The following is a 25,331-nucleotide window of genomic DNA, read 5'->3' on the forward strand; positions in this document are numbered from 1 at the left end:
GCCGCGAGTGGCGGCATGTATCCGTCGGGATTTACGCTGCCCAGCGGTAGCTGGAGTGCAGGCCACCGGTCCACTGCTTTCGAACCAGCTCGCGCGGCGATTTGAAGAAGTCCGGATCGTTGACCGCCGGATTGTTCGTCACGTCGGCAATGATGGGCGGCTCTGTGCCGCAAGCCATGTGCGGCCGGGCGGTGTTGTAGTACTGGCGAAACTCAGTCAACAGCCACTTGAGGTGCCGCTCGTTGAGCGGTTGCCCATAGCGCAGCAGTTCATCGTCGAGTATGCGGTGAAAGCGCTCCACCACCGCGTTCTGCCAAGGGCATGGGTAGCCGATGCGGATGGTCCGTATCCCCATGGCCGGCAGGGTCTGTTTGACCAGCGGCAGGAAAATACTGTCGCGGTCCATGACGATGGCCTGCGGCAGCTCGTCGACCTCCATGAACTATGTTGGTAAAAAAGCTCGGACAAGCCAGCGCCGCCAGACCTGCGCCAGCCGGCCGAGGCCGAACAAAAATGCGGACGCACGGGCGGCACCAGTGCCCGACGGGCCACGCCACGCCCGCCGCTGCGGGATAATGTGTGGCAGCCGCCGACATTCCCCAAGGGAGAGCCCCATGAGCACCAACGCCGCCGAGATGAGCTGGGACGACATCAAGGCCCTCGTGGCCGAACTCGCCATCCAAAGCAAGGAAACCGATCGCAAGTTTCAGGAGACCGAGCGCCTGCTCAAAGAGCGTTCGGAAGAGACCGACCGCAAGTTTCAGGAGACGCGCGAGCTACTCGATCGCCTCTCACGCCGCTTTGGCGATCTGGGCAACCGCCTGGGCGAGTTCGTCGAGGCGATGGTCGAGCCTGCGTTGGTGGACTTGTTTCGCGCGCGCGGGCTCGATGTCAGCGAGGTCCATCGCCGCGTGACCTCGCGTCGGGGTGGCGAGGCGATCGAGATCGACCTACTCGTGGTCGATGGTGACACCGCGGTCGCGGTCGAGTGCAAAAGCCGCTTGACCAAAGAGGAGGTCGAGCGCCACGTCGAACGCATGAACAAGTTCAAGCGGCTGCTGCCAAAGTATGCTGACATGCGGGTTCATGGCGCAGTAGCCGGGATGGTGGTCGATGAGGATGCCATCCAAGCCGCCCAGGCCGCCGGGCTGTGGGTGCTGGCCCAATCGGGCGAGACGGTGGCACTCAAGAACGACCCTGGCTTTGCACCCCGGGTGTGGTGAACCAAAAACACCCAGCGCGTGCTGATGAGTAAACCCGCCCCGTCGGACTAGCTCCAGCGGCAGAGGCCCAACAAAAATGCTGACGCGCGGGCGGCGCCAGTGCCCGACGGGCAACGCCACGCCCGCCGCTGCGCGATAATGGGGTAGCCGCCGACATTCCCCAGGGGAGTGACCCATGAGCACCAACGCCGCCGAGATGAGCTGGGACGACATCAAGGCCCTCTTTCGTGAGACCGACCGCAAGTTTCAAGAGACCGAGCGCATGATCAAAGAGCTCGGGCGGCAAATTGGCGGCCTGGGCGACAAGTTTGGCTACTTTGCCGAGGGCATGGCGCTGCCCTCGATGGAGCGATTGCTCCAGAAGCGCTTTCACATGACCAACGTCAGTGCGCGCCACCGCGTGCGCCTGGGCAGCCGTGAGCAAGAGTACGATGTGCTGGCCTGGGCGAATGGCAAGGTGAATCAGGCGGTGGTGGTCGAATTCAAAAGCCGCGTCAAGCGCGAGGCGATCGCGCAGCTTATCGAGCAAGTCCAACGCCTGCCGGAGTTGGTTCTTGTGCTTTCGGGCAAGACCCGCATTGGGATTCTGGCGGGCATCGACTGGGATGCAGGCGTGATGGAAGAAGCGCAGGCGGCGGGCCTCTACACTGCCACGATCCATGACGACCTCTTTGAGCTGACCACGCCCAAAGGCTTTGAGCCGCAGCGCTGGCAGTAAGTGTTGAAGCTGGCGGCTCGAGCCGCCCCACGACAATCTGCAATGACTGTGACGCACGACAGGGAGCCCTACGATGACCGACTGGAGCGCCGGCTATGTGGCCGACATCACTTACACCTACGGCTACTACGCCGAACTCAACCCGCTGCGTGCGCGGCAGGCGCTCGTCAACGCTGGCATGGTACCGCCAGAGGTGGTTACCGCGTGCGAACTGGGCTTTGGCCAGGGGCTGAGCATCAACCTGCACGCGGCGGCGTCCCCCATACAGTGGGTTGGCACCGACTTCAACCCCGCGCAAGCCGGCTTTGCCCAGCAGCTCGCTGTCGCCGCCGGCTCAGGGGCCAAGCTCTACGACGACGCCTTTGCCGAGTTCGCCCAACGGTCAGACTTGCCCGACTTTGACTTCATCGGCCTGCACGGCATCTGGAGCTGGATTTCGGACGACAACCGCCGCGTCATTGTCGACTTCATCCGGCGCAAGCTCAAAGTGGGTGGCGTGCTCTACATCAGCTACAACACGCAGCCGGGCTGGGCGGCCATGGTGCCGCTGCGCGAGCTCTTGACCGAACACGCCCAGGTGCTGGGTGCACACGGGGTGGGCATCGTCAGTCGCATCGATGCCGCCCTCGACTTCGCTCAGCAGCTGCTGGCCACCCAACCGGCGTACGCCCGCGCCAACCCCCAGGTCGCCGAGCGCCTCAAGCGTATCCAGGAGCAAAACCGTCACTACCTCGCGCACGAATACTTCAACCGCGACTGGCACCCGATGAGCGTGGCGCGCATGGGCGAGTGGCTCGCCAGCGCCAAGCTGCAATACGCCTGCTCCGCGCATTGCCTCGACTCTATCGATGCCCTCCACCTGACGGCGCAGCAGCAGGCGCTGCTCGCGCGCATCCCCGACCCGATGTTGCGTCAGTTGGTGCGCGACTTTTGCGTCAACCAGCAGTTCCGCCGCGACTACTGGGTCAAGGGCGCTCGCAAGCTTGGTGCGCTAGAACAAGTCGAAGCCTTGCGGGCACAGAAGGTCATTCTTGTCACCCATCGCCCGGATGTTTCGCTGAAGGTGACCGGGGCCCTGGGTGAGGCCAACATGAGCGAAGCCGTCTACACGCCTATCCTCGACCTACTGGCTGACCACAAGCCCAAGTCGCTTGCCCAGATCGAGCAGGCGGTCAAGGACAAGGGTGTCGCCTTCGCTCAGGTCGTCCAGGCGGCCACGGTGCTCACTGGAGCGGGGCATCTGGCGCCGGTGCAGGACGAGCAGGCCATCACCAGAGCAAAAAAACAGACCGACAAGCTCAATGCGCATCTGTGCCTGAAGGCACGGGGCAGCAACGACATCAGCTTCCTCGCCAGTCCAGTGACGGGCGGTGGCGTTGCCGTCAACCGATTCCAGCAGCTATTCCTGCTGAGCATGGCGCAGAACAAGAAACAGCCCGCCGAGTGGGCACAGGCGGTGTGGCAAACCATCGCGGCTCAGGGGCAGAAGCTGGTGAAGGAAGGCAAGGCGCTGGAAACGGCCGAGGAGAACATCGCCGAGTTGACCCAGCAGGCGCAGACCTTTGCGCATAAGCAGCTGCCCATCCTGAAGGCGCTGCAGATTGCTTGAGACGCCACTGTGGTCATCTGACGCGCGAGGGGGTCGAGCGGCATGTTGAGCGCATGAACAAGTTCAAGCGGCTGCTGCCCAAATATGCCGACATGCGCATTCAAGGCGCGGTGGCCGGGATGGTGGTCAATGAGGATGCCATCGAAGCAGCACAGGCCGCGGGGCTGTGGTACTGGGGCGTGACCCGGCACGCCTGGCCGCGCTGCGCGAGCGCCTACCGCGCAATTCACGAGCGGGTGCTGGCCGGGTTGCCGCCAGCACTGCTAGAGGTCGGACTGGACGGGCGGGTGACTGCCGTAGAATGAAAAAATGCGAAATCGGCAGATAGTTGTTCGGTGGAACATGCGCGGCAAAGTGGCGCGTGCGGCGTTGGCGGTCGCGATGGTTTGCGTGCCCCCTTGGGCGTGCGCGTCGCGGCTTTGGACGTACGTGGATGCCCAGGGGGTTACCCATATAGGTAACGTTGCGCCGCCCCCCGTCAAACGGTTGCAGTGGCTCGGGCCGGACGAGCGAGTGAAAGTCAGGGTTGCCACCCGCTATTTGGCCGATCTGCTGCGCATGTTCGAGGGGGAGCTGGAGCTTGCGATCGCGGCCTACAACGCGGGTGAGGGCGCCGTGCTGCGCCACGGTCAGCGCATACCGCCCTATCCCGAGACGCAGCAGTATGTCACCCGCGTCATGCGCTACTACCGCGCATTGACGGGCTCTGCAGGGTAAGCCCCTAAGTCGAGCGAGCCCACCACGCCACGCCATGTTGACGCAGTTGGTCCTTTCTTTTCTGGTGTCACTGCTCGCATGCGGATGGCTGGTACGCGAAGGCCGCAGGTTCGCCCATCGCTACCCCGCAGACGCGCCGCAGCGTTTCCACGCGGGGGACGTGCCACGCTTGGGCGGCGTAGCGATGCTCGCCGCGTTTGTGTTGGTCTCGGCACGACAGGTGCACCCCATCATGGGAGATTTACGCTTGTCGGTCGTGTCATGGCCAGTGTGGGTGGCTGTCGTGTTGACGGTGCTGCCCGCCGTGCTGGGGGGGATCTTCGAGGATTTGACGCACCGGCTCCGCCCGTTTCTTCGTTTTGCGTTGACGGGTGTTTCCGCAACGCTCGCGGTCGCCGTGCTGGGGTTGAATATCGATCGCTCTGGCTTGCCGTGGTTCGACGAATGGTGGCGTTGGACGCCGTGGTTTGGCATCGCCCTGGCATGGCTGGCGGTGGCAGGTTTGCCACACTCCTTCAACCTGATCGATGGCTACAATGGGTTGGCGGGTGCCGTGGCATTGGCCATCACAGCCGCACTGGCATATGTAGCGCTGAAGGTCGGCGACTGGCCGCTGGCGGCGCTGCTGTCGTCACTGGCCGGCGCGACGGCGGGCTTTCTGGTGTGGAACTACCCGCGTGGCCTGCTGTTTGCAGGGGATGGCGGCGCCTACCTGTGGGGCAGCGTGCTGGCCATCGCGGCCATTGCGTTGGTGCAGCGCAATCCGGCGGTGTCACCCTGGTTTCCGATGTTGCTGTTGTCGTATCCAGTCGTCGAGACACTTTTTTCCGTTTATCGCAAAGTGGTCCGGGGCGATTCTCCAGGGGTGGCGGATGCGCTGCACTTTCACCAGTTGATTTACCGACGCATCGTGCGCGGCGTGTTCCACGACGATGCCGCGCGGCAACTGTTGATGCGAAACAACCGAACGTCTCCCTACCTGTGGGGCTTTGCCATGACGACCGTCGTACCGGCGGTCCTGTTTTGGGACATGACGCCCGTGCTGATGCTGGGGTGTGGGTTATTCGTGGTGGGCTACGTCGCCGCGTATTTGACGATTGTGCGGTTCAAGGTGCCACGCTGGTTGCGGCGGTGAGATATGCGTTTCGGTGACCATTGATTCGACGATACCCCGAATGCACCCGCTTGCGACGCTCAGCCCTTGATTCCCGCCAAATCCCGCAACACCTGCACCTTGTCGGTGTGCTCCCAGGTGAACTCGGGCTCATCGCGGCCGAAGTGGCCGTAGGCTGCCGTTTTGCTGTAGATCGGCCGCAGCAGGTCCAGCATCTGGATGATGCCTTTGGGCCGCAGGTCGAATACCTCGTTGACGATGGCGGCGATCTTGTCATCCGGGATCACGCCCGTGCCTTCGGTGTACACGGTCACGTTGATCGGGCGCGCCACACCGATGGCGTAGCTGACCTGGATTTGGCACTGGCGCGCAAGCCCCGCGGCGACGATGTTTTTGGCCACGTAGCGCGCAGCGTAGGCCGCGGAACGGTCGACTTTGGTCGGGTCTTTGCCGCTAAAGGCGCCGCCGCCGTGCGGGCAGGCGCCGCCGTAAGTGTCGACGATGATCTTGCGCCCGGTCAGGCCACAATCACCCTGCGGGCCACCGATGACGAAGCGCCCCGTGGGGTTGATGAGGTAGCGCGTGTCCTTGAGCCACTCCTTGGGCAGCACGGGCTTGATGATCTCTTCGATGCACGCCTCGATGAACGCGGGCTTCATGTGCTTGCCGTCGCTCATCTCCGGGCTGTGTTGGCTGGAGAGCACCACGGTGTCGATGCTGTGTGGGCGGCCATCCACGTAGCGCATCGTGATCTGGCTCTTGGCATCCGGGCGCAGAAAGGGCAGGCGCCCGTCCTTGCGGAGTTGCGCCTGGCGCTCGACGATGCGGTGCGCGTAGTAGATGGGCGCGGGCATCAGCTCGGGCGTTTCGTCGCACGCGTAACCGAACATCAGCCCCTGGTCGCCCGCGCCGGTGTTGAGGTAGTCGTCACTCGCGTGATCCACGCCCTGCGCGATGTCGTTGCTCTGCTTGTCGTAGGCCACCAGCACCGCGCAGCCCTTGTAGTCGATGCCGTACTCGGTGTTGTCGTAGCCGATGCGCTGGATGGTGTCGCGCGCCACTTGGATGTAGTCCACATGCGCGTTGGTGGTGATTTCGCCCGCCAACACCACCAGGCCGGTGTTGCACAGGGTCTCGGCCGCCACGCGCGAGCGCGGGTCTTGTGCCAGGATGGCGTCCAGGATGGCATCCGAGATCTGGTCGGCCACTTTGTCCGGGTGACCTTCGGAGACGGATTCGCTGGTGAAGAGGAAGTCGTTCGCCATGGTGTTTACACTCCGTGTGTGGGTTGGCTGCCGGCGTTGCGCCGGCGCCCCGTGAGCGGGTGGTGTGGCGAACGCTTTAGCGGCATTTGTGAATCGCCCGCAAGTAGTTCGGTAACTCGGCGATAGGCCCGGATTGTATCCGCGTCGCCGAGAGATGTGTCGTTCCCTTGCTCAATCCCGCCGTCATGATGCGTTGGTTGTCGCTGCTGGCCCGCTGGCCCTTGCCGCTGCTGCACGCCCTGGGCTGGGTGGGCGGCTGGGTGGTGTGGCTGTTGTCGCCCCCCTACCGGCGGCGCTGGCGCGAGCACACCCGGCTGGCCGGGCTGCGCGGGTGGCCGCGCTGGGCGTCGGTGGGGGCGGCGGGCCAACAGGTGGCGGAGCTGCCGCGTCTGTGGTTTGGGCCGCCGGTGCGCGTGGGTTGGGAGGGGGCGGCGCACATCGAGGCGGCGTTGGCGCAGGGGCGTGGGGTGTTGTTCTTGACGCCGCACCTGGGGTGTTTCGAGGTCACGCCGCGCGCTTATGCCGAGCGCTTTGGCCGGGCCGGCGCGCCGATCACGGTGCTGTACCGCCCCGCGCGCCACGCCGGGCTGGATGCGGTGCTGCGCCAAGCCCGACAGCGCCCTGGCATGGCGGCGGCACCCACCTCGCTGGCCGGCGTGCGCCAGTTGATGCACGCCTTGCGCCGCGGCGAGGCGGTGGGTCTGCTGCCCGATCAAGTGCCGCCCGAGGGGCTCGGGGTGTGGGCGCCGTTTTTTGGTCGCCCGGCCTACACCATGACGCTGGCCGCGCGGCTGGCGCAGCAGCCCGGCGTGCAGGTGCTGCTGGCGTGGGGGCAGCGGCTGCCCTGGGGGCGTGGCTATGTGGTGCACGTGCAGCCGTGGTCGCAGGTGATGGACGAGCCCCTGGCCGCTGATGCCGCCCTGGCGGCTGCGCAGATCAACCGTGCGATGGAGCGCCTGATCGCGCGAGCCCCGGCCCAGTACTTGTGGGGTTATGCGCGCTACAAATCACCGCGCCCGCTGGGCTGACGCGACGAACGCTTCGATCGACGCGAGCACCCGCTCGGGTTGCTCGTGCAGCAACCAGTGGGTGGCGTCGGGCAGCCGCTCGATACGCAAGTCCGGGACCCACGCCTCCAGTCCCTCGAGCAGGCCGGGCAGCAGCGCCTGGTCGCGCATGCCCCAGATGGCCAGCGTAGGCACGGACACGCGCAGCAGCGCATTGGGTAGCTCCACCCCGGCGGCACCGGGGTCGTCGGCACTGGGTGGGCGCAGCGGCGACGCGGCGTAATAGTGGAGCCCTCCCTGCAGGCCGAGGGCCCACACCGCCTCGTGCTGCGCCTGCAGCGCGGGCGTGAGCCACCGGGACGTGTCGGACATCCCCCGAAAAAAAGCCCACAGCTTGGCGTAGCCGTTGGCCGCCAGCCACTGTGCGGCGTCGGGGCGACACAGGACGTTCATGTAGGCGCTGGCCTGCTGCTGCGCGGCCGAGGTGCGCAGCTCGCGCCAGAACGTGCCCGGGTGTGGGGAGTTGAGGATGACGAGCCGATCCAGCCGCTGCGGCTGCAGCGCGGCCAGGTTCCAGGCAACGGCGCCACCCCAGTCGTGGGCGACGAGCCCGGCCACGCGCCCGGGTGTGGGGCCATGGACGGTCACCTGTTCGATGAGTGCCGTGATGTCTTGCACCAGGTGCTTGGCGCGGTAGGCTTGCACGTCCTTGGGTGCGCTGGAGCGCTCGTAGCCGCGCAGGTTGGGTGCGATGCAGCGAAACCCACCATGTGCGGGGTCGACAAAGTGGCGCAGCGCGTCGTCCCACACGAAGGCGGCTTGCGGAAAGCCGTGCAGAAACAGCAGCACTGGGCGAGTGGGGTCGCCAGCGGCGCGCACACTCAGAGTGATGCCGTGGGGCAGCGGTAGATCGAAGGTTTCAATCATGGGAAGGGGCTCCGGCGCATGGCCCCGCCGCACCGTGGGTCAAGCAGAGGCTGGCGCGTGCGTCCAATCCCACAGCCGTTGGGCCACTGCCTCCACACCCTGGCGCTTGAGGGCGGAAAAGAGCATCGCATCCCCGCCGTGGGTTTGGAGTCGCGCAATGGACAGCGCCTTGGTTTGTTCGGGCCGCGAAAGCTTGTCGGCTTTGGTGAGCAACACGAGAAAATCCAACCCCTGCTCCACGCGCGGGCGGATGATGTCGAGCAGTGCTTGGTCGAGTTCGGTCAGGCCCAGACGCGCGTCACACAGCATCACCACCGCGCGCAGGTTGGGGCGGCTGACCAGATAGTTGGCCATGACCTGCTGCCAGCGCCGCTTGGCGGCCTGTGGCACGGCGGCGTAGCCGTAGCCCGGCAGGTCGGCCAGCACGGCATCGGTGGCGCCTTGCTTGCCCAGCGCGAACAGCACGATGCTCTGGGTACGCCCGGGCATCTTGGAGGCGAACGCAAGCTGGCGCTGTTGCGCGAGCGTGTTGATGCAGGTCGACTTGCCCGCGTTGGAGCGGCCGACGAACGCGATCTCGGGCACGTCCAGCGTGGGCAGGTTTTGCAGTTGCGGCGCTTCAGTGAGGAAGCGCGCCGTGTGCAGCCAGGCCATTGCCTGTGCTGCTGTCGAGGGGTTGATGGTCGTCATACGGGGTGTGTTTGGCGCCATTGTAGAATTGGGCGTTCCGTACAGGGCGTCGGGGTCGGCCCCGGTGCCGTCCCATCCTTCAGCGACCCAGCCATGAAACCCATCGCCACGCTCATCGGAGCCGTCCTGGCCGCCACCTTGCCCTGGAGCGCCCAAGCGCAGACCGCGCAGCCCAACCTCAAACGCGGTGCCGCGCTCTACGGTCAGGTGTGCGTGGCCTGCCATGCCGCGGATGGCAACTCCACCACTGCCGCCAACCCCAAGCTTGCACAGCAGCACCCCGAGTACCTGATCAAGCAGCTCAAGGAATACAAGTCGGGCAAGCGGGCCAACGCCGTGATGGTGGGTTTTGCGAGCGCGCTCTCCGACCAGGACATGACCGACATCGCCCACTGGCTGGCCAGCCAGAAGGGCGCGCCGGGATTTGCCACCGATGCCGAGCTGGTGCGCTTGGGTGAGCGGATTTATCGCGGTGGTATCGTCGATCGGCGCATTCCCGCCTGCGCGGGGTGCCACGGGCCGGCGGGCTCTGGCATCCCGGCCGAGTACCCGCGCCTGAGCGGCCAGCATGCCGAGTACACCGCGACGCAGCTCAAGCTGTTCCGCAGCAACGAGCGGGCCAACAACAAGACCATGCACGAGATTGCGCGTTACCTGACGGACCGCGAAATCCAGGCCCTGGCCGAGTACACGGCTGGGTTGCGCTGAGTGCCGGGGTGGGTGGCCCGACGCGCCCACCACGTGCCCACCCATACGCCCGCAGGCGGTCAGGGGAATATCAGTGTCGGGTAATATCTGCACGGGTCGTTTGTCTGCCCTCGGAACCTTCTCCCGACGCTCCACTCTCAATCCAGGCAGGCCCACCGTCGGCCTGCCTTTTTCGTGTCGTCTGCCCGCATGAGCGCCTCCACCGCCGGTATCGAGCTCAAGCTGCCCTCGCGCCGTTTCGCCACGGTGGTGGAGCTGCTGTCGTCCATGCGCTTTGCCATCGCGCTGCTGACGGTGATCTGCATCGCGTCGGTGGTGGGCACGGTGCTCAAGCAGCACGAGCCGATCAACAACTACATCAACCAGTTCGGGCCGTTTTGGTCGCAGGTGTTTGACGCGCTGGATCTGTATTCGGTCTATAGCGCGTGGTGGTTTTTGCTGATTCTGGCGTTCTTGGTGGTCAGCACCTCGCTGTGCATCGCGCGCAACACGCCCAAGATTCTGGCCGACTTGCGCCAGTTCAAAGAGCACGTGCGCGAGCAGAGCCTGCAGGCGTTTCACCACAAGGCGCAGGCGACCCTGCCCGAGGCGCCCGAGCGTGCGGCCCATCGCATCGGGCAGGCGCTGCTGGCGCGCGGCTGGAAGGTGCGGCTGCAATCGCGCGAAACGCCCCACGGCACCGGCTGGATGGTGGCGGCCAAGGCAGGGGCCGCCAACAAGCTCGGCTATCTGGCCGCGCATTCGGCCATTGTCATCATCTGCATTGGTGGGCTGCTCGATGGCGACCTCATGGTGCGCGCGCAGATGTGGTTTGGCGGCAAGGAGCCCCTGCAGGGCGGCGGCATGATCGCCGAGATTCCGGACAAACACCGACTGCGCGACACCAACCCGACCTTTCGGGGCAACCTGCTCGTCACTGAAGGCACGCGCGCTGGCGTCGCGGTGCTCGCGCAACCCCAGGGGATGATCCTGCAGGAGTTGCCGTTCGACGTCGAGCTCAAAAAATTCATCGTCGAGTACTACGACACGGGCATGCCGCGGCTGTTTGCCAGCGATATCGTCATCCACGACCGCTACACCGGTGAGGCGCGCCCAGCACGGGTGGAAGTCAACCACCCGGTCGAGTACCGGGGGATCCAGATCTATCAGTCCAGCTTCGACGACGGCGGCTCGCTGGTCAAGCTGCGGGCGCTGCCGATGGGCGCCAACGTCAAGCCGTTCGAAGTGCAAGGGCGCATCGGCGAAGCCACCACGTTGACCAATGGCGAGCAGCGGCTGCGGCTGGAGTTCACCGGGCTGCGCGTCATCAACGTGGAAAACTTCAGTGGCAACGCCGGCGCCGGCGCCGATGTGCGCAAGGTCGATTTGCGCCAAGCGATCGAGTCGCGCCTGGGGGCGGGCAACAAGACCGCGACCGAACGGGTGCTGCGCAACGTCGGTCCCAGCATCACGTACCGGCTGCGCGACGAGGCTGGGCAAGCGCGCGAATTTCATAATTACCAGTTGCCGATCGACTTGGACGGCCAGCGCGTTTACTTGCTGGGCGTGCGGGAATCCCCGTCCGAGCCGTTTCGTTACCTGCGCGTACCGGTGGACGAGAAGGACAGTCTCGACGGCTTCATTCGCCTGCGCGCCGCGTTAGCGGACGACGCGTTGCGAACGATGGCGGTGCGGCGTTATGTGGCGATGGCGGCCGCAGGCCAGCCCGCCAGCGTGGTCGAGGCGCTGACCGCGTCGGCGCACAGGACCTTGAATTTGTTTGCCGGCGACGACCCCGAGCTCGAGCGCCTGCCGCACAACGGCGCCCCGCGCTTGGGCGGCTTGCAAGCGCTGTCGGCTTTTCTGGAGGCCAACGTCCCCGAGGCCGAGCGCGAGCGCGCGGGCGAGGTGTTGCTGCGCATCCTCAATGGCACGCTGTTCGAGCTGCACCAGCTCAGCCGCGAGCGCGCCGGCCTGCCGCCCGCCGAGCGCAACGACGCCACGGCCGCGTTCATGACGCAAGCGGTGCTGGCCCTGTCGGATGCGTTTTTCTATCCGGCGCCGCTGACGTTCGAGCTGACCGACTACGAGCACGTACAGGCCAGCGTGTTTCAGGTCGCGCGTGCCCCTGGCAAGACCATTGTTTATATCGGTTGCCTGTTGCTCATCATCGGCGTTTTTGCCATGCTGTACGTGCGCGAGCGGCGCTTGTGGGTGTGGTTGGCGCCCACTGGCAGCGCGGGTAGTCAGGCGACGATGGCGCTGTCGAGCAACCGCAAGCTGCTCGACAACGATCGTGAATTCGACGGCCTCAAGGGCTTGCTGCATCCGCCCACCCAGGAGGGGACGACATGACATCGGCATCGCAGACGATCGATTTGCAACTGGACAAACAGCGCACCGGCGCCACGGGCTGGCGTGGTTGGCTGGTGGCGCGCACGCGCTGGGACTGGCTGTACGCCCTGCTGGTGCTGGCGGGCACGGCCGTTGCGTTTGCCGTCTATGGCGCGCGCATGGACGTCTATGAACGCGCGATCCTGGCTGGCACGGCGCCCAGCCTGATCGCACTGGCGTGGTTCTGGCGCCCGGTGCAGGCGCTCACGGTGGTGGTGGCGGCGCTGTCGCTGCTGGCCATCGGCTTGTATCAGGTCGATGGGCGTGCCGACTTGGCACGTGCCGATCAAGTGTTTTTGCTCAAGTACTTTTTGTCCAGCCAGTCGGCCATCCTGTGGATGAGCGTGCTCTTTTTCATGAGCACGGTGTTTTACTGGATCGGGCTGCTGGCACCGCGCGGTGGGCAGACCGCGCAGATGCTGGGCTCGCGCCTGGCGTGGGCGGCGGTGACGCTGGCGCTGGTGGGTACCATGGTGCGCTGGTACGAGAGCCACCAAATCGGCCCGGGGATCGGCCATATTCCGGTCAGCAACCTGTATGAAGTGTTCGTGCTGTTTTCGTGGTTGACCGCGGCGTACTACCTGTATTACGAGGATCGCTATCAGACCCGCAGTATGGGCGCATTCGCCATGCTGATCGTCAGTGCGGCGGTGGGCTTTTTGCTGTGGTACACCGTCGTGCGCGAGGCGCACCAGATTCAGCCGCTCGTGCCCGCGCTGCAGAGCTGGTGGATGAAGCTGCACGTGCCGGCCAACTTCATCGGCTATGGCACGTTTGCCATCGCGGCGATGCTGGCGTTTGCCTATCTGATCAAGCAAAGCGCAGCGGAGACGCGCTGGTGGAAGCTGCTGCCGCTGTGGGTGCTGGGGATCGTGCTGTGCTTCGAGCCGCTGGTGTTCCGTCAAGGGGCGGCAGACAAGGGAGGCAGTTACTGGTTCGTGTACTTCGGCGTCTCGGCGCTGATCGTGGGCGGCATTCTGGCCGCGCGGCGGCGCATTGCCGAGCGCTTGCCCAGCCTGCAGGTGCTCGACGACGTGATGTACAAAGCGATCGCGGTCGGATTTGCGTTCTTCACCATCGCCACCGTGCTGGGTGCGCTGTGGGCGGCGGAGGCGTGGGGTGGCTACTGGAGCTGGGACCCGAAAGAAACCTGGGCGCTGATCGTGTGGCTGAACTACGCCGCATGGCTGCACATGCGCTTGATGAAGGGCCTGCGTGGAACGGTCGCTGCCTGGTGGGCGCTGGTGGGGCTGGCCATCACCACTTTTGCTTTCCTCGGTGTCAACATGTTCTTGAGCGGCCTGCACAGCTACGGCTCGCTCTGACGGGGATTCCCAGCCATGTCTGCCGTGCGGCCCAGCGAGATCACGCCACGTACGGTCTATGAAAACCGGCGCGACTGGCTGCGCCGCCTGGGCCTGGTCACTGCCGCCGCATGGGCGCCAAAGGGATGGTCGTCATCGACCTCGGCGGTCGTTCGGCCAGGCAAGCGCCCGCCGTTGGCAGCCGTGCCCAGCACGCTGCCTGGCGCCCGCACCGCCGACGCATGGACGCCCTACGAGCAGGTCACCCAGTACAACAATTTTTACGAGTTCGGCGTCGACAAGGACGAGCCAGCTCGGCTCGCGCACCGCATGCCCCTGCGGCCATGGACAGTGCAAATCGATGGCCTGGTGGCCAAGCCGTTGACGCTGGACATCGACGACCTGCTCAAACTCGCGCCGATGGAGGAGCGCATTTACCGGCTGCGCTGTGTCGAGGGCTGGTCGATGGTGGTGCCGTGGATCGGTTACCCGCTGGCCGCACTCATCGAGCGCGTGCAGCCGCTGGGCAGTGCGAAGTTCGTCGAGTTCCACACCCTCGCCGACCGCGAGTCCATGCCGGGCCTGCGCTCCAACGTGCTGCTGTGGCCCTACGTCGAGGGCCTGCGCCTGGACGAGGCGCGGCACCCCCTGACGTTGCTGACCTTTGGTCTGTACGGCGAGATGTTGCCGCCGCAAAACGGCGCACCGCTGCGTGTGGTGGTGCCGTGGAAGTACGGCTTCAAGAGCGGCAAGTCGATCGTGCGCGTGCGATTCGTGGAGAGACAGCCGGCAACCGCCTGGACGGTGGCCGCGCCACACGAGTATGGCTTTTACGCCAACGTCAACCCGGATGTGCCGCACCCGCGCTGGAGCCAGGCCAGCGAGCGGCGCCTCGGGCAGGGCGGGCTGTTCGCGCCGCGTGTCAAGACCCAGTTGTTCAACGGCTATGCCGAGCAGGTCGGCCAGCTCTATGCGGGCATGGACCTGCGGCGCTTTTATTGACGTGGATCGCTGGCTGCGCGCGGCCAAGCCCTGGGTGCTGCTGGCACTGTCCGCACCGGCGCTGTGGCTGTGGGGGATGGCGCTGGCCGACCGGCTGGGTGCAAACCCGGCCGAGGCGCTGATTCGTGGTCTGGGCGATTGGACGCTGCGGCTGCTGTGCCTGACACTGGCCATTACCCCGCTGCGGCGCTGGACCGGCTGGGCGGCGCTCGCCGGATGGCGGCGCGGGCTGGGACTGTGGACGTTTGCTTATGCGCTGCTGCACCTGCTGGCCTATGCATGGCTGGATCAGGGTTGGGATGGGCACGCCGTGTTGCGCGACGTGGCCGAGCGGCCGTTCATCCTCGTCGGCGTGCTGGCGGTGCTGCTGTTATTCCCGTTGGCCGCGACGTCGTTCGATGCCGCCATCCGTTGGCTGGGCGCGCGGCGCTGGCGGGCCTTGCACCGGGCGGTGTACGCGGTGGCGGGGCTGGCGATCCTACACTTTTTCTGGATGCGCAGCGGCAAGACGCTCTACGGCGAGGTTATCGCCTACGCGGCCGTGCTGGCAGTGCTGCTGGGCTGGCGGGTGTGGGACGCCGTCAGTCGAGCGCGAGGCCGCGCTCCTGCCGCCACAGGTCGTTGATCGACTCGCGCGCGCGGATCAACTGGGCGCGATCGCCGCTGACCAACACCTCGGCCGCTTTGCCGCGCGAGTTGTAGTGGCTGGCCATGCTCATGCAATACGCGCCGGCGGACCCGACGGCGAGCCAGTCGCCGGCCTGCACGGCCAATGCGCGCTCGCGGCCCAGCCAGTCGCCGCTTTCACACACGGGGCCCACCACGTCCCATACTTGGGGCGGCTCGGTGCGGGGGCGTACCGGCGCGATGGCGTGGTAGGCGTCGTACATGGCTGGGCGTGGCAGATCGTTCATGGCCGCGTCCACGATCAGAAAGTTTTTGACCGGGCCGGGTTTGGTGTAGAGCACCTCGGTGATGCAGATGCCGGCATTGCCCACGAGGGAGCGACCGGGCTCCAGCAGCAGCCGCCGCTGCCCATGCCCGCGCGCGTCCAGGCGCGCCAGCAGCGCTTGCCACAGCGCGTCGGCCGCCGGGGGCTGTTCGCCGTGGTATTCAATGCCCAGCCCGCCGCCCAGGTCCAGGTGGTGCAGCCGGATGCCCTCGGCTTCGATCGCCTCCACCAGGTCGAGCACGCGCTCCAGCGCGTCCAGGTAGGGCCCCGTGCTGGTGATCTGCGAGCCGATGTGACAGTCGATGCCGACCACCTGCAGCCCAGGCAGGCTGGCCGCGTGGCGGTAGGCGTCGAGTGCCTCGTCGTGCGCGATGCCGAACTTGTTGTCTTTCAGACCCGTGGAAATGTAGGGGTGCGTCTGCGCGTCGACGTCGGGGTTGACGCGCACGCTCACCGGTGCGCGCGCGCCCAGCTCGCGCGCCACCGCATCCAGCACGTCCAGCTCGGCGCGGCTTTCGACGTTGAAGCAGCCGATGCCTACCTGCAGCGCGCGGCGCATCTCGGCTCGCGTTTTGCCCACGCCGGAAAAAACGATGCGCTCGGGCGCCGCCCCGGCACGCAAGGCGCGCTCGAGCTCGCCGCCCGAGACGATGTCGAAGCCGCACCCTGCACGGGCGAAGACCTCCAGGATGGCCAGATTCGAATTGGCTTTCATCGCGTAGCACACCAGCGCGTCGCGGCCCGCCAGGCCGCGCTGGTAGGCGCTCAACGCGCCCAGCATGGCCGCGCGCGAGTACACGAACAGAGGGGTGCCGTGTTCGCGTGCCAAGTCGGCGACGCGCACGCCTTCGGCCCAGAGCTCGTCGTCGCGATAAGCAAAGAAGGGAGCGCCGGGCAGATACGGCGTCAGGGGTGTGTCAGCGCGGGACATGCGATGGGGAATGGGAAGGGGAGGAAGGGGAAGAAGCGGCCGCGGTCGGCAGCGTCAGCGGCCCCTTTTGTCCGCAGCCCACCAGGGCCAAGGCCAACACGGCACCCCAAGCGGCGGAGCGCCATCCTACAATGCGCCGTCTCGTTTGCATCTGGACGATTGTAGTGATGACCGACCTCGAATACCTGGACCGCGCCGAAGCCGTGCTGAAGGCGGTGGAGTTGAGCTGTGACCGCATCAACGAGACGACCGACGCCGACATCGACAACCAGCGCGTCGGCGGCATGGTCACGCTCACGTTTCGCAACGGCAGCCAGATCGTGATCAACCTGCAAAAGCCGCTGCACGAGATCTGGATGGCGGCACGCTCGGGCGGCTACCACTACCGCTTCGACGGCCAGCGCTGGATGGATACCAAGGGCGCGGGCGAATTTTTCGAGCATTTGTCACGTGAGGCTTCGGCGCAGTCTGGCATGACATTGACATTCGCCCCTTGACGAGGCAAGAAGCCGCCACAGCGCGTACCCGGCCCCTCATGGCCTGAACAGGTCCAGGATGCTGCGTTTCTCGCGTGTCTCGGCGTCCGCATCGGGGGGGACGTCCCCTGCAGGCGTGGTCGCCGCATCCTCGAAGCCCAGCCGCCGCACATAGCTGCCATCCGCATATTCGTCATACACCCAGTCGCCCCCGGAGAAGCTCACGCCCGGCGGGGGCATAAGCTCTTGCACGGGCGTATGGCGTAGCGCCTGGCCCATGAAATCGATCCAGATCGGCAGCGCCAAGGCGCCACCCGTGGCGCGCCGCCCTAGGTTGCGTGGCGTGTCATAGCCCAGCCACGCGGCGGCGGATAGGGTGGGGTGATAGCCCACGAACCACGCATCTTGGGCGTCGTTGGTGGTGCCGGTCTTGCCGTAGAGGTCGGGTCGCTTGAGCGTGGCCTGCGCGCGCGCCGCGGTGCCCGAGCGCGTGATTTCGTTGAGCAACTGGCTCATGAGGAAGGCGTTGCGCTCGGGCAGGGTGCGGTTGTCCTCGGACGGCGCCTGCGCGGGGACGTCGAGCAGCACGCGGCCTTTGTGGTCACTGATGCGGGTGATGAGCACCGGCGGCAAGTAGTGCCCGCCGTTGGCAAAGACGCCGTAGCCTGCGGCCATCTCCAGCGGTGTGACGGCGCCAGCGCCCAGCGCCATCGTCAAATAGGGCGGATGTTTGGCCGGGTCGAGTCCAAAGCGCGTGATCCACTGCTGAGCCGACTGCGTGCCCACAACCCGCAGCACCTGGATCGAGACCATGTTCTTGGATTTGGCCAGCGCCGTGCGCACCGTCATCGGTCCCTCGTACTGGCCGTCGTAGTTTTTGGGCTCCCAGGGCTTACCCCCCGTGACGCTGGCCGGAAAGAACAGCGGTGCGTCATTGACCACTGTCTGGGGCATGATGCCCTTTTCGAGCGCGGCGGAGTAGATGAAGGGCTTGAAGCTCGATCCCGGCTGGCGCTGCGATTGCGTGACGCGGTTGAACTTGTTGCGCTCGAAGTCGAAACCGCCGATGAGCGCGCGGATACCGCCGTCGCGTGGGTCAACGGCCACGAACGCCGCTTCGACCTCGGGCGTCTGGGTCAGATACCAGCCCTGCGACACCTTGACGATGCGCACCACGGCACCGGGACGCAGGCGCAGGTGGGGCGGGGCACTGGGGTCGAGTCCGGAGCGCACGGGCTCCAGCCCGGCGCCGGTGATCTCGATCGGCGCGTCGTCGCCGCGCACCACCACCACCCGGCGCGGGTCGGCCGACAGCACGACGGCAGTCAGCAGCGGCGGGTTGTCCGGCACGGCCGCCAGTGCTTCGTCGATGGCGGCCTCGCGCCGTGCCGGGTCGGTGGGTAGGTCGATGAACCGCTCTGGGCCCCGATAGTGCTGCTTGCGCTCGAAGTCGAGCACCCCTTGGCGCACCGCACGCCACGCGGCGCGCTGCAACGCCGCGTCGATGGTGGTGTGGACCTGCAGGCCCGCGGTGTAGGCGTCTTCGCCGTAGCGCGCGACGATCGCTTGGCGTACCATCTCGGCAATATAGTCGGCGTGCACGTCCTGTTCCGCGTCGTAGCGGCGCAGCCGCAACGGCTCTTCGCGCGCGGCTTTGGCCTCGGCCTCGGTGATGAAGCCGTTTTCCAGCATGCGATCGATGATGTAGAGCTGGCGGGCGCGCGCGCGCTTGGGGTTGCTGATGGGGTTGTAGGCAGAGGGGGCCTTTGGCAGGCCGGCGAGCATGGCGGCTTCGGCAATGGTGAGTTCCTGCAGGGACTTGCCGAAATACGTGCGTGCTGCCGCCGCAAAGCCATAGGAGCGGTGCCCGAGAAAAATCTGGTTCATGTAAATCTCGAGAATCTGCTCCTTGGTCAGCAGGTGCTCGAGCTTGAACGTGAGCAAAATCTCGTAGATCTTGCGCAGGTAGCTTTTTTCGCTGGAGAGGTAGACGTTGCGCGCCACCTGCATGGTGATGGTGGACGCGCCCTGGCTCTTGGCTTCGCTCAAGTTGGCCAGCGCTGCCCGCAGCAGGCCCCGGTAGTCGATGCCGCTGTGTTCGAAGAAGCGGGCGTCCTCGATGGCCAGCACTGCGTTGATCATGACGGGGGGGATGTCCTCGAACGGCACGAGATTGCGCCGTTCCTCGCCGAACTCGCCCAACAGCGAGCCGTCGCGCGCATAGACCCGCAGAGGCAGCTTGGGGCGGTAGTCTGCCAGTTCGCTGACGTCGGGTAGATTGGGGTACGCCATCGCCAACCCGAGCGCGACCAACATCAGTCCCGCCAACGCAAGCCCTCCCAGCGCACCGAGAACGCCCAGCAACACACGCAGCCAGGCGGGTCGGGCAGGCTTGGGAGCCGAGGGGGGAGAGCCAGAATCAGACATGGAAGGCAGGGTAGGCTCTGTATTATAGGAACCCACGCGCGGACGGCTCACCCAGCGGAACTGTCGGTTGCCGGCAACAGCGGAGAGATAGTCGCATGCCGAATGAGATGTTTCTGGCTGACTGCAGCCACTGCTGCTAGGATACCTTGGGTAGATACTGTGCCAGTAGCGGGCCGTGTGGCCCATGGGGGTGGGATTTGATTGCACTCGGATCATGGTGGAGCCGCGAGCCTGCGCCGCTGCTCGGCATCGACATCAGCGCGACGACGCTCAAGCTGGTCGAGTTGGGCCGCCGGCGCGATGGGGGCTATGCGCTGCTGCACTGTGCGATCGAACCCTTGGAAAAAGGCTGGATCGTCGAGGGCAACATCGAGAAATTCGATGAAGTGGCCGAGGCCATGCGGCGCCTCGTGCGCAAGGCGGGCACCAAGACGCGCGACGTGGCGCTGGCACTGCCCGGCTCGGCGGTCATCACCCGCAAGGTGCATCTGCCCGCCGGTCTGCCCGAGGATGTGCTGCAAATCCAGGTCGAGGCCGAGGCCGCGCAGTTGATCCCTTTCCCTCTGTCGGAGGTGGCGCTCGATTTTTGCGTCATCGGGCCGTCTGCCAATGCGCAGGGATACGACGAAGTTTTGGTGGCGGCTGCACGCAAGGAAAAGGTGGCGGATCGCCAAGGGGTAGCCGAGGCCGCCGGCCTGCACCCCGTGATCATGGATGTCGAGCCCTACGCCTCGCGCCTGGCCGCGCGCCGGGCGATCGAGCGGCTGCCCAATGGCGGCAAGAACCTGCTCGTCGCCCTGTTCGAGATCGGCTCGCAGTCGACGGCGCTGCAGGTGATTCGCAACGATGAAATGATTTACGAGCGCGACCAGCCCGTCGGCGGGGCGGCGCTGACGCAGCTCATCGCGCGCCAGTATGGTCTGTCGATCGAAGAGGCCGAGCAAAAGAAAAAGCTCGGGTCGGGCTTGCCGGCCGACTATCCCCAGCTCGTGCTGCAGCCTTTTTTGGACATGCTGGGGCAGGAGTTGGGCCGGGCACTGCAGTTTTTCTTCACCAGCACGCCGTACAACCGGATCGACCACGTCCTGTTGTCCGGCGGGTCGGCCAGCCTGCCCGGTATCGCCGAAGCGGTCATGGCCCAGACGGGGTTTGTGGCGCGCGTGCTCGATCCTTTCGAAGGCATGACCTTGCCGCCCAGCGTGCCGGCGGCCCGCCTGGCTGTGGAGGCGACGTCGTACCTGGTGGCCACCGGACTGGCGCTGCGGAGGTTCGTGTCATGATCGCCATCAATTTGCTGCCCCACCGCGAGTGGGCGCGCAAGAAGCGGCGCGAGGCGTTTTACCTCCAGCTCGGCTTGGCCGTGGTTGGCGCCATCGGCATTGCGGCCGTGGTGTATGGGGTGTACGAGGCCCGCATCGCGATGCAGGAGGGGCGCAACCGGCAGTTGCAGGCGGAAATCGCCAAGCTCGATGGGCAAATCAAGGAAATCGCCACCCTGCAGACCGAGCTCGACGCGCTCAAGGCTCGCCAGGATGCCGTGCAAAGCCTGCAGGCCGACCGTAACATGCCCGTGCACCTGCTCAACGAAGTGGTGCGACAGCTCCCCGATGGTGTCGTCGTGCGCTCCCTCAAGCAAGACGGCGACGCCATCACCCTCGGCGGCGTGGCCCAATCGCAAGAGCGCGTTTCGGAGCTGTTGCGCAACCTGTCGGGGCGCAGCCCGTGGCTGCATCAGCCGCAGCTCATCGAGATCACGGCGGGCACCATGAACTTCAATCCGGGTGGGCAGCGCCGCGTGTTCAACTTTTCGCTGCGTGTGCAGCAGCGCAAAGGCGAGGCTGGCGGTGCGGCGGGTGTCGCCCCAGCCGGTCAGGGCGCAGCGGTCTGATTCCCAGCGGGCGACTCCATGGCTTCCAAACGCACTTCCCCTTCTGTCGACTGGTCTGCCCTGCAGCAGCGTCTGCAGGCGCAGTTCAGCGGGCTCGACCCCAACGACCCGTCGCGTTGGCCGCCCCTGCCGCGGGCACTCCTGCTGCTGGCCGTGACGGGTTTTGTGCTTGCGGGGCTGTGGTATGCCTGGCTGTCCGAGCGCAGCGACGCGCTGCAGGCCGCCCAGCAGCGCGAGGGTGAGTTGCGCGCGCAGTACACCCAGAAGGTGGCCAAGGCGGTGGCGCTCGATGCGCTCAAAGCCCAGCTCGAACAGGTGCGGCAGTACGTGGTCCAGCTCGAGAAGCAGTTGCCCAACCGCGCCGAGATGGACGCGCTGCTGTCCGACATCAACCAAGCGGGTGTCGGTCGCGGCTTGCAGTTCGAGCTGTTTCGTCCTGGGCAAGAGGTGGTGCGTGACTACTATGCCGAGCTGCCCATCACGGTGCGCGTCAGCGGCTCCTACCACGACATCGGGATGTTCGTCTCCGACGTCGCGCACCTGTCGCGCATCGTCACGTTGGGCAATCTGGCGCTCAACCCCGCCCCCAACCGCAACGACTTGCTGGTGATGGAGACGACGGTGCGCACCTACCGCTATCTGGACCCGGATGAGGTGTTGGCGCAGAAAGCGGCCACCAAGGCGGCGCAGGGGGGCAAGAAATGACGGGTCGTCCGCTTTCCTGGTCGGTCCTGGCGCTGGCTGTGCCGCTGGCGGCCTCGGGCCTGTTGTCCGGGTGCGCCGATGGCGAGCGTGACGACCTGAGCCAGTGGATGGCGCAGCAGCGCGCGTCGGCGCAACCCAAGGTACCCGCCGTGCTGCCTCCGAGCAGTTTTACGCCTCAGGCGTATCTGGGCAGTGAGGCCGTATCGCCCTTCAGCGAAGAGCGCTTGACCCGCGTGCTGCGCAGTGACACATCGGCCGCGGCATCACGTCTGATCGAGGCCGAAATGCGGCGCCCGCGCGAGCCGCTGGAGGCGTTCCCGCTCGATGCGATGGCCATGGTCGGCCTGCTCGACAAAGGTGGCCGACGGGTGGCGTTGGTGCGGGTCAATGGCCTGCTGTATCAGGTCAGCGTGGGCACCCGTCTGGGGCAAAACTTCGGGCGGGTGACCGCCATTACCGAGAATCAAATCGCGCTGCGCGAGATCGTGCAAGACGCCACTGGCGAGTGGATCGAGCGCACGGCGACCCTGCAGTTACAAGAAGGAACCGGTCCATGACCTCGAGCCTCACAACCCGACACAACGCCCCCGGGCGATCGAGCGTGACGCGGGGGCTGCGCCGATGGGCGCCCTTCTTCGCCGTGGCCGCTGCCGCGCTGCAGATGGGGTGGGCGCATGCGCAGGGCGCCATTCGGTCGGTCAGCGCCAACCTCTCCGGTGGACTCGAGGTCGTTCGGATCGAAACCGCGCAACCGCTCAAGGAGCTGCCCGCCGCGTTCACCATCCAGACGCCGGCACGTATCGTGCTCGATTTCCCCGGCGCCGTCAATGCCACGGGTCGCAGCACCATCGAGGTCAACCAGGGCAACCTGCGTTCGGTCAACCTGGTCGAGGCAAGCGGGCGCACGCGGCTGGTGCTCAACCTCAACCGCGCCGTTCCGTACGACACCGAGTTGCAGGGCAACGTGCTGGGCATCCGGTTGCAAAACCCGCCGGCGGTGGCTGGCACGGCGCCGTCGGCAGTCGGCGGCACCACCTTCGACGCGGGCAGTAGCGCCACCGGCATGGCCGCCCTCAACGATATCGACTTCCGGCGCGGCGACGAGAGCACCGGGCGTGTGATCGTCGAGCTGGGCAACCCGCAGACCGGCGTCGACGTGCGCCAACAGGGGCGCAACCTGGTGGTGGAGTTTTTGCGCACCACGCTGCCCGAAGGGCTGCGCCGACGGCTGGACGTGGCGGACTTCGGCACGCCGGTACGCATGATCACGGCGACCCAAGTCGGTGACCGTGTGCGCCTGTTGGTCGAGCCCGCCGGTGACTGGGAGCACAGTGCGTACCAGAGCGACAACCGGTTCGTGCTCGAGGTGCGGCCGGTCAAGGCCGATACGAACAAGCTCGTCCAGGGGCCCAAATACAGCGGTGAGAAGTTGTCGCTGAATTTCCAGAATATCGACGTGCGCGCACTGCTGCAAGTGATCGCGGACTTCACCAACTTCAACATCATCACGACCGACACCGTGCAGGGCAACCTCACGCTGCGCCTGAAAGACGTGCCGTGGGACCAAGCGCTGGACATCATTCTGGAGTCCAAAGCGCTGGGCATGACGCGCACAGGCAACGTCATTCGCGTCGCGCCCAAAAAGGAACTCGATGCCGAGGCCGTGGCGCAGCGCGAGGTCAACAAGAAACTCGAAGAGCTCGAACCCTTGCGCACCGAGGTATTCCGCCTCAATTTCGCGAAGGCGGAGGAGGTGGCCAACACCCTCAAGGACGCCACCGCCAGCGGTAGTGGTGACAACCGTGCCACCAACCGCATCCTGTCGACCCGCGGGTCGGCGATCGCGGACGTGCGTACCAACCAGGTTTTCGTGACCGACGTCGCCGGTCGGCTGGAGTCGGTGCGTGACTACATTCGCCGCGTGGACAGCCCCAAGCGGCAGGTGATGATTCAGGCGCGTATCGTCGAGGCGACGGAAGGGTTTGGCAAGTCACTGGGGGTCCGCCTCGGTGTTGGCGGGCAGCGTCTGGTTCTGGGATCTGTCGATGGCAGTCGCATCAATGCGAATGTGGGTGGGAGCTACAACCAAATCGGTGCATCGCCAAGCTCGCAAACCTTGTCCGGTAATCCGCCAGCGGCGATGGTCAACCTGCCTGCGCCCAACGCTTTGGCGACGGGTGCGGCAGTTCCAACGTTTGCAGCCTCCATCTTCAGCCCCAATGCCACTCGATTCCTAACGTTGGAGTTGTCGGCGCTCGAGTCGGATTCTCGTGGTCGGATCATCTCCAGCCCTCGGTTGGTGACGGGTGACTTGAGTAAGTCCAAGATCAAACAGGGCGATCAACTCAAGCTCATCCTGCCTGGCGGCAACAACGCTGCCCCACGTGTAGAGACGGTCGATGCGAATTTGCAGCTCGACGTTGAGCCCCAGATCACTCCTAGTGGGAAAGTTTTGCTGAAACTCAATATCACAAAAAATCGTGTGCAAAGTTTGAGTGCGGCTGGGGCGAGTCTCGCAGTCAAAGAAATCAACACGGAGGTGATGGTCGACAATGGTGGTACCGTCATGATTGGTGGGATTTTTGAACAGGAAGAGTCCAATGATGTGGATAAGGTTCCTGTCCTCGGCGATCTCCCCGGAATTGGTAATCTTTTCAAGGTGCGGGCCAACAAGGTGGAGAAAAAAGAGACGCTGATCTTCATTACTCCGGTCATTTTGGAAGGCCAGGATACCGCGCAGTGATTCGATTGGTTTTGATTGGCCTGCCCGGCGCGGGCAAGACCACCGTCGGCCGCCAGCTCGCGCGGCGGCTGCAGGTGCCGTTTCTCGATTCCGACCAGGTGATCGAGGAGCGCATCGGCTGCAGCATTCGCGAATTTTTTGAGCGCGAGGGCGAGCAGGCCTTTCGCGACTTGGAGGAGGCGGTGATCGACGAACTCACGCAGGGCGGGCCGTGCGTGCTGTCCACCGGTGGGGGGGCAGTGTTGCGGCCCGCGAACCGGCAGCGGCTGCGCGAGCGGGGGCGGGTGTTTTATCTGTGTTCGACCCCTGATGCCTTGATGCGCCGCCTGCGCCACGACCGCACACGCCCGCTGCTGCAGGTGGCCGATCCGGCGCAGCGGTTGCGCGAGCTGTATGCGGCGCGCGACCCGCTGTATCGCGAGACGGCGCATTACGTGATCGAGACGGGCCGCCCGTCGGTCGCCACGCTGGTCAACACGATTTTGATGCAGCTGGAGTTGGGCGCCGATGCGGCTGTGCCGGATTCGGCCGCCGGCGCGGCCCGCTAAACTC

At 65.6% G+C, this 25,331-nt stretch carries 25 protein-coding genes and 2 pseudogenes; 20 read left to right on the plus strand and 7 right to left on the minus strand.

Annotated features, from left to right (window positions below):
• Positions 1-31: 31 nt before the first annotated feature.
• Positions 32-439: an integrase core domain-containing protein gene (locus tag ACPYIS_RS06750; RefSeq protein ID WP_424894829.1), complete on the minus strand. Its 408-nt coding sequence runs from the start codon at positions 437-439 to the stop codon at positions 32-34.
• A gap of 175 nt (positions 440-614) precedes the next feature.
• Between ACPYIS_RS06750 and ACPYIS_RS06755 the strand changes: the two genes are divergently transcribed.
• The 7 genes and pseudogenes from ACPYIS_RS06755 to ACPYIS_RS06785 all read left to right on the plus strand — a co-directional run bounded on the left by ACPYIS_RS06755 (position 615) and on the right by ACPYIS_RS06785 (position 5,402).
• Positions 615-1,223: a hypothetical protein gene (locus ACPYIS_RS06755; protein ID WP_058615537.1), complete on the plus strand. Its 609-nt coding sequence runs from the start codon at positions 615-617 to the stop codon at positions 1,221-1,223.
• A 175-nt stretch (positions 1,224-1,398) separates the two neighbouring features.
• Positions 1,399-1,941 carry a DUF3782 domain-containing protein gene (locus ACPYIS_RS06760; protein WP_424894828.1) on the plus strand — a complete coding sequence of 181 codons (543 nt, stop codon included), beginning with the start codon at positions 1,399-1,401 and terminating at the stop codon, positions 1,939-1,941.
• Between the two features lie 73 nt (positions 1,942-2,014).
• Complete coding sequence (locus ACPYIS_RS06765) at positions 2,015-3,550, plus strand: class I SAM-dependent methyltransferase (protein WP_424894827.1); 1,536 nt, start codon at positions 2,015-2,017, stop codon at positions 3,548-3,550.
• A gap of 53 nt (positions 3,551-3,603) precedes the next feature.
• Positions 3,604-3,855 carry a hypothetical protein gene (locus ACPYIS_RS06770; protein ID WP_424894826.1) on the plus strand — a complete coding sequence of 84 codons (252 nt, stop codon included), beginning with the start codon at positions 3,604-3,606 and terminating at the stop codon, positions 3,853-3,855.
• Between the two features lie 76 nt (positions 3,856-3,931).
• Positions 3,932-4,024: pseudogene (locus ACPYIS_RS06775) on the plus strand (DUF4124 domain-containing protein); the annotation flags it as partial.
• Positions 4,025-4,054: 30 nt separating this feature from the next.
• A pseudogene (locus ACPYIS_RS06780) lies at positions 4,055-4,267 on the plus strand (lytic transglycosylase domain-containing protein); the annotation flags it as partial.
• A gap of 34 nt (positions 4,268-4,301) precedes the next feature.
• A complete protein-coding gene (locus ACPYIS_RS06785) occupies positions 4,302-5,402 on the plus strand; it encodes a glycosyltransferase family 4 protein (protein ID WP_424859746.1) in 1,101 nt (366 codons plus the stop codon).
• Positions 5,403-5,461: 59 nt separating this feature from the next.
• Here ACPYIS_RS06785 and metK read toward each other — a convergent pair whose 3' ends face one another.
• Entirely contained in the window at positions 5,462-6,646 is a 1,185-nt protein-coding gene (metK, locus tag ACPYIS_RS06790) for a methionine adenosyltransferase (RefSeq protein WP_424859745.1), read from the minus strand.
• Between the two features lie 185 nt (positions 6,647-6,831).
• Between metK and ACPYIS_RS06795 the strand changes: the two genes are divergently transcribed.
• Entirely contained in the window at positions 6,832-7,674 is an 843-nt protein-coding gene (locus ACPYIS_RS06795) for a lysophospholipid acyltransferase family protein (RefSeq protein WP_424859744.1), read from the plus strand.
• On the opposite strand, the gene ACPYIS_RS06800 is transcribed toward ACPYIS_RS06795, so the two are convergent.
• Both ACPYIS_RS06800 and yihA read right to left on the minus strand, forming a co-directional pair.
• Positions 7,654-8,580, minus strand: coding sequence for an alpha/beta fold hydrolase (locus ACPYIS_RS06800; protein WP_424859743.1), 927 nt, complete (start codon positions 8,578-8,580; stop codon positions 7,654-7,656). The two genes, ACPYIS_RS06795 and ACPYIS_RS06800, sit on opposite strands and share 21 nt — an antisense overlap.
• Positions 8,581-8,619: 39 nt before the next feature.
• A complete protein-coding gene (gene yihA, locus ACPYIS_RS06805) occupies positions 8,620-9,270 on the minus strand; it encodes a ribosome biogenesis GTP-binding protein YihA/YsxC (RefSeq protein WP_424859742.1) in 651 nt (216 codons plus the stop codon).
• A 93-nt stretch (positions 9,271-9,363) separates the two neighbouring features.
• Between yihA and ACPYIS_RS06810 the strand changes: the two genes are divergently transcribed.
• The 5 genes from ACPYIS_RS06810 to ACPYIS_RS06830 all read left to right on the plus strand — a co-directional run bounded on the left by ACPYIS_RS06810 (position 9,364) and on the right by ACPYIS_RS06830 (position 15,282).
• A complete protein-coding gene (locus ACPYIS_RS06810) occupies positions 9,364-9,978 on the plus strand; it encodes a c-type cytochrome (protein WP_424859741.1) in 615 nt (204 codons plus the stop codon).
• 189 nt (positions 9,979-10,167) lie between these two features.
• Positions 10,168-12,312, plus strand: coding sequence for a cytochrome c biogenesis protein ResB (locus ACPYIS_RS06815; RefSeq protein ID WP_424859740.1), 2,145 nt, complete (start codon positions 10,168-10,170; stop codon positions 12,310-12,312).
• Positions 12,309-13,676, plus strand: coding sequence for a c-type cytochrome biogenesis protein CcsB (gene ccsB, locus ACPYIS_RS06820; RefSeq protein WP_424859739.1), 1,368 nt, complete (start codon positions 12,309-12,311; stop codon positions 13,674-13,676). Before ACPYIS_RS06815 ends, ccsB begins: the two co-directional genes overlap by 4 nt.
• A 15-nt stretch (positions 13,677-13,691) precedes the next feature.
• Positions 13,692-14,657 carry a protein-methionine-sulfoxide reductase catalytic subunit MsrP gene (msrP, locus tag ACPYIS_RS06825; protein ID WP_424859738.1) on the plus strand — a complete coding sequence of 322 codons (966 nt, stop codon included), beginning with the start codon at positions 13,692-13,694 and terminating at the stop codon, positions 14,655-14,657.
• Complete coding sequence (locus tag ACPYIS_RS06830) at positions 14,626-15,282, plus strand: sulfite oxidase heme-binding subunit YedZ (protein ID WP_424859737.1); 657 nt, start codon at positions 14,626-14,628, stop codon at positions 15,280-15,282. Before msrP ends, ACPYIS_RS06830 begins: the two co-directional genes overlap by 32 nt.
• On the opposite strand, the gene lysA is transcribed toward ACPYIS_RS06830, so the two are convergent.
• On the minus strand, positions 15,239-16,540 hold the full coding sequence (lysA, locus tag ACPYIS_RS06835) for a diaminopimelate decarboxylase (RefSeq protein WP_424859736.1): 1,302 nt from the start codon (positions 16,538-16,540) through the stop codon (positions 15,239-15,241). The genes ACPYIS_RS06830 and lysA overlap by 44 nt on opposite strands.
• Positions 16,527-16,826, minus strand: coding sequence for an LPS translocon maturation chaperone LptM (lptM, locus tag ACPYIS_RS06840; RefSeq protein ID WP_425974077.1), 300 nt, complete (start codon positions 16,824-16,826; stop codon positions 16,527-16,529). The genes lysA and lptM overlap by 14 nt, the downstream gene beginning before the upstream one ends.
• Between lptM and cyaY the strand changes: the two genes are divergently transcribed.
• The gene (gene cyaY, locus ACPYIS_RS06845) at positions 16,708-17,037 is read left to right on the plus strand and encodes an iron donor protein CyaY (protein ID WP_299018777.1); all 330 of its coding nucleotides are present in this window, start codon (positions 16,708-16,710) and stop codon (positions 17,035-17,037) included. The genes lptM and cyaY overlap by 119 nt on opposite strands.
• 36 nt (positions 17,038-17,073) lie before the next feature.
• Here cyaY and ACPYIS_RS06850 read toward each other — a convergent pair whose 3' ends face one another.
• On the minus strand, positions 17,074-19,443 hold the full coding sequence (locus ACPYIS_RS06850; protein WP_424894825.1) for a penicillin-binding protein 1A: 2,370 nt from the start codon (positions 19,441-19,443) through the stop codon (positions 17,074-17,076).
• A 197-nt stretch (positions 19,444-19,640) separates the two neighbouring features.
• Here ACPYIS_RS06850 and ACPYIS_RS06855 point away from each other — a divergent pair, with 197 nt between their 5' ends.
• Genes ACPYIS_RS06855 through ACPYIS_RS06880 form a run of 6 tightly spaced genes read left to right on the plus strand, consistent with a single transcriptional unit; the run spans position 19,641 to position 25,327 of the window.
• Entirely contained in the window at positions 19,641-20,723 is a 1,083-nt protein-coding gene (locus tag ACPYIS_RS06855) for a pilus assembly protein PilM (protein ID WP_299018507.1), read from the plus strand.
• Entirely contained in the window at positions 20,720-21,331 is a 612-nt protein-coding gene (locus ACPYIS_RS06860) for a PilN domain-containing protein (protein ID WP_424859733.1), read from the plus strand. The genes ACPYIS_RS06855 and ACPYIS_RS06860 overlap by 4 nt, the downstream gene beginning before the upstream one ends.
• A gap of 18 nt (positions 21,332-21,349) precedes the next feature.
• Positions 21,350-22,036, plus strand: coding sequence for a type 4a pilus biogenesis protein PilO (locus tag ACPYIS_RS06865; RefSeq protein ID WP_299018504.1), 687 nt, complete (start codon positions 21,350-21,352; stop codon positions 22,034-22,036).
• The gene (locus tag ACPYIS_RS06870) at positions 22,033-22,593 is read left to right on the plus strand and encodes a pilus assembly protein PilP (RefSeq protein ID WP_299018502.1); all 561 of its coding nucleotides are present in this window, start codon (positions 22,033-22,035) and stop codon (positions 22,591-22,593) included. The genes ACPYIS_RS06865 and ACPYIS_RS06870 overlap by 4 nt, the downstream gene beginning before the upstream one ends.
• A gap of 44 nt (positions 22,594-22,637) precedes the next feature.
• Positions 22,638-24,779, plus strand: a complete 2,142-nt coding sequence (gene pilQ / locus ACPYIS_RS06875; RefSeq protein WP_425974079.1) for a type IV pilus secretin PilQ — start codon at positions 22,638-22,640, stop codon at positions 24,777-24,779.
• Positions 24,779-25,327 (plus strand): shikimate kinase, encoded by a 549-nt coding sequence (locus tag ACPYIS_RS06880; protein WP_299018509.1) that lies wholly within the window; start codon positions 24,779-24,781, stop codon positions 25,325-25,327. Before pilQ ends, ACPYIS_RS06880 begins: the two co-directional genes overlap by 1 nt.
• The last annotated feature ends 4 nt before the right edge of the window (positions 25,328-25,331 follow it).

Origin of the sequence: Tepidimonas sp. HKU78, from assembly GCF_049860815.1 — a bacterium.
Classification (GTDB): domain Bacteria; phylum Pseudomonadota; class Gammaproteobacteria; order Burkholderiales; family Burkholderiaceae_C; genus Tepidimonas.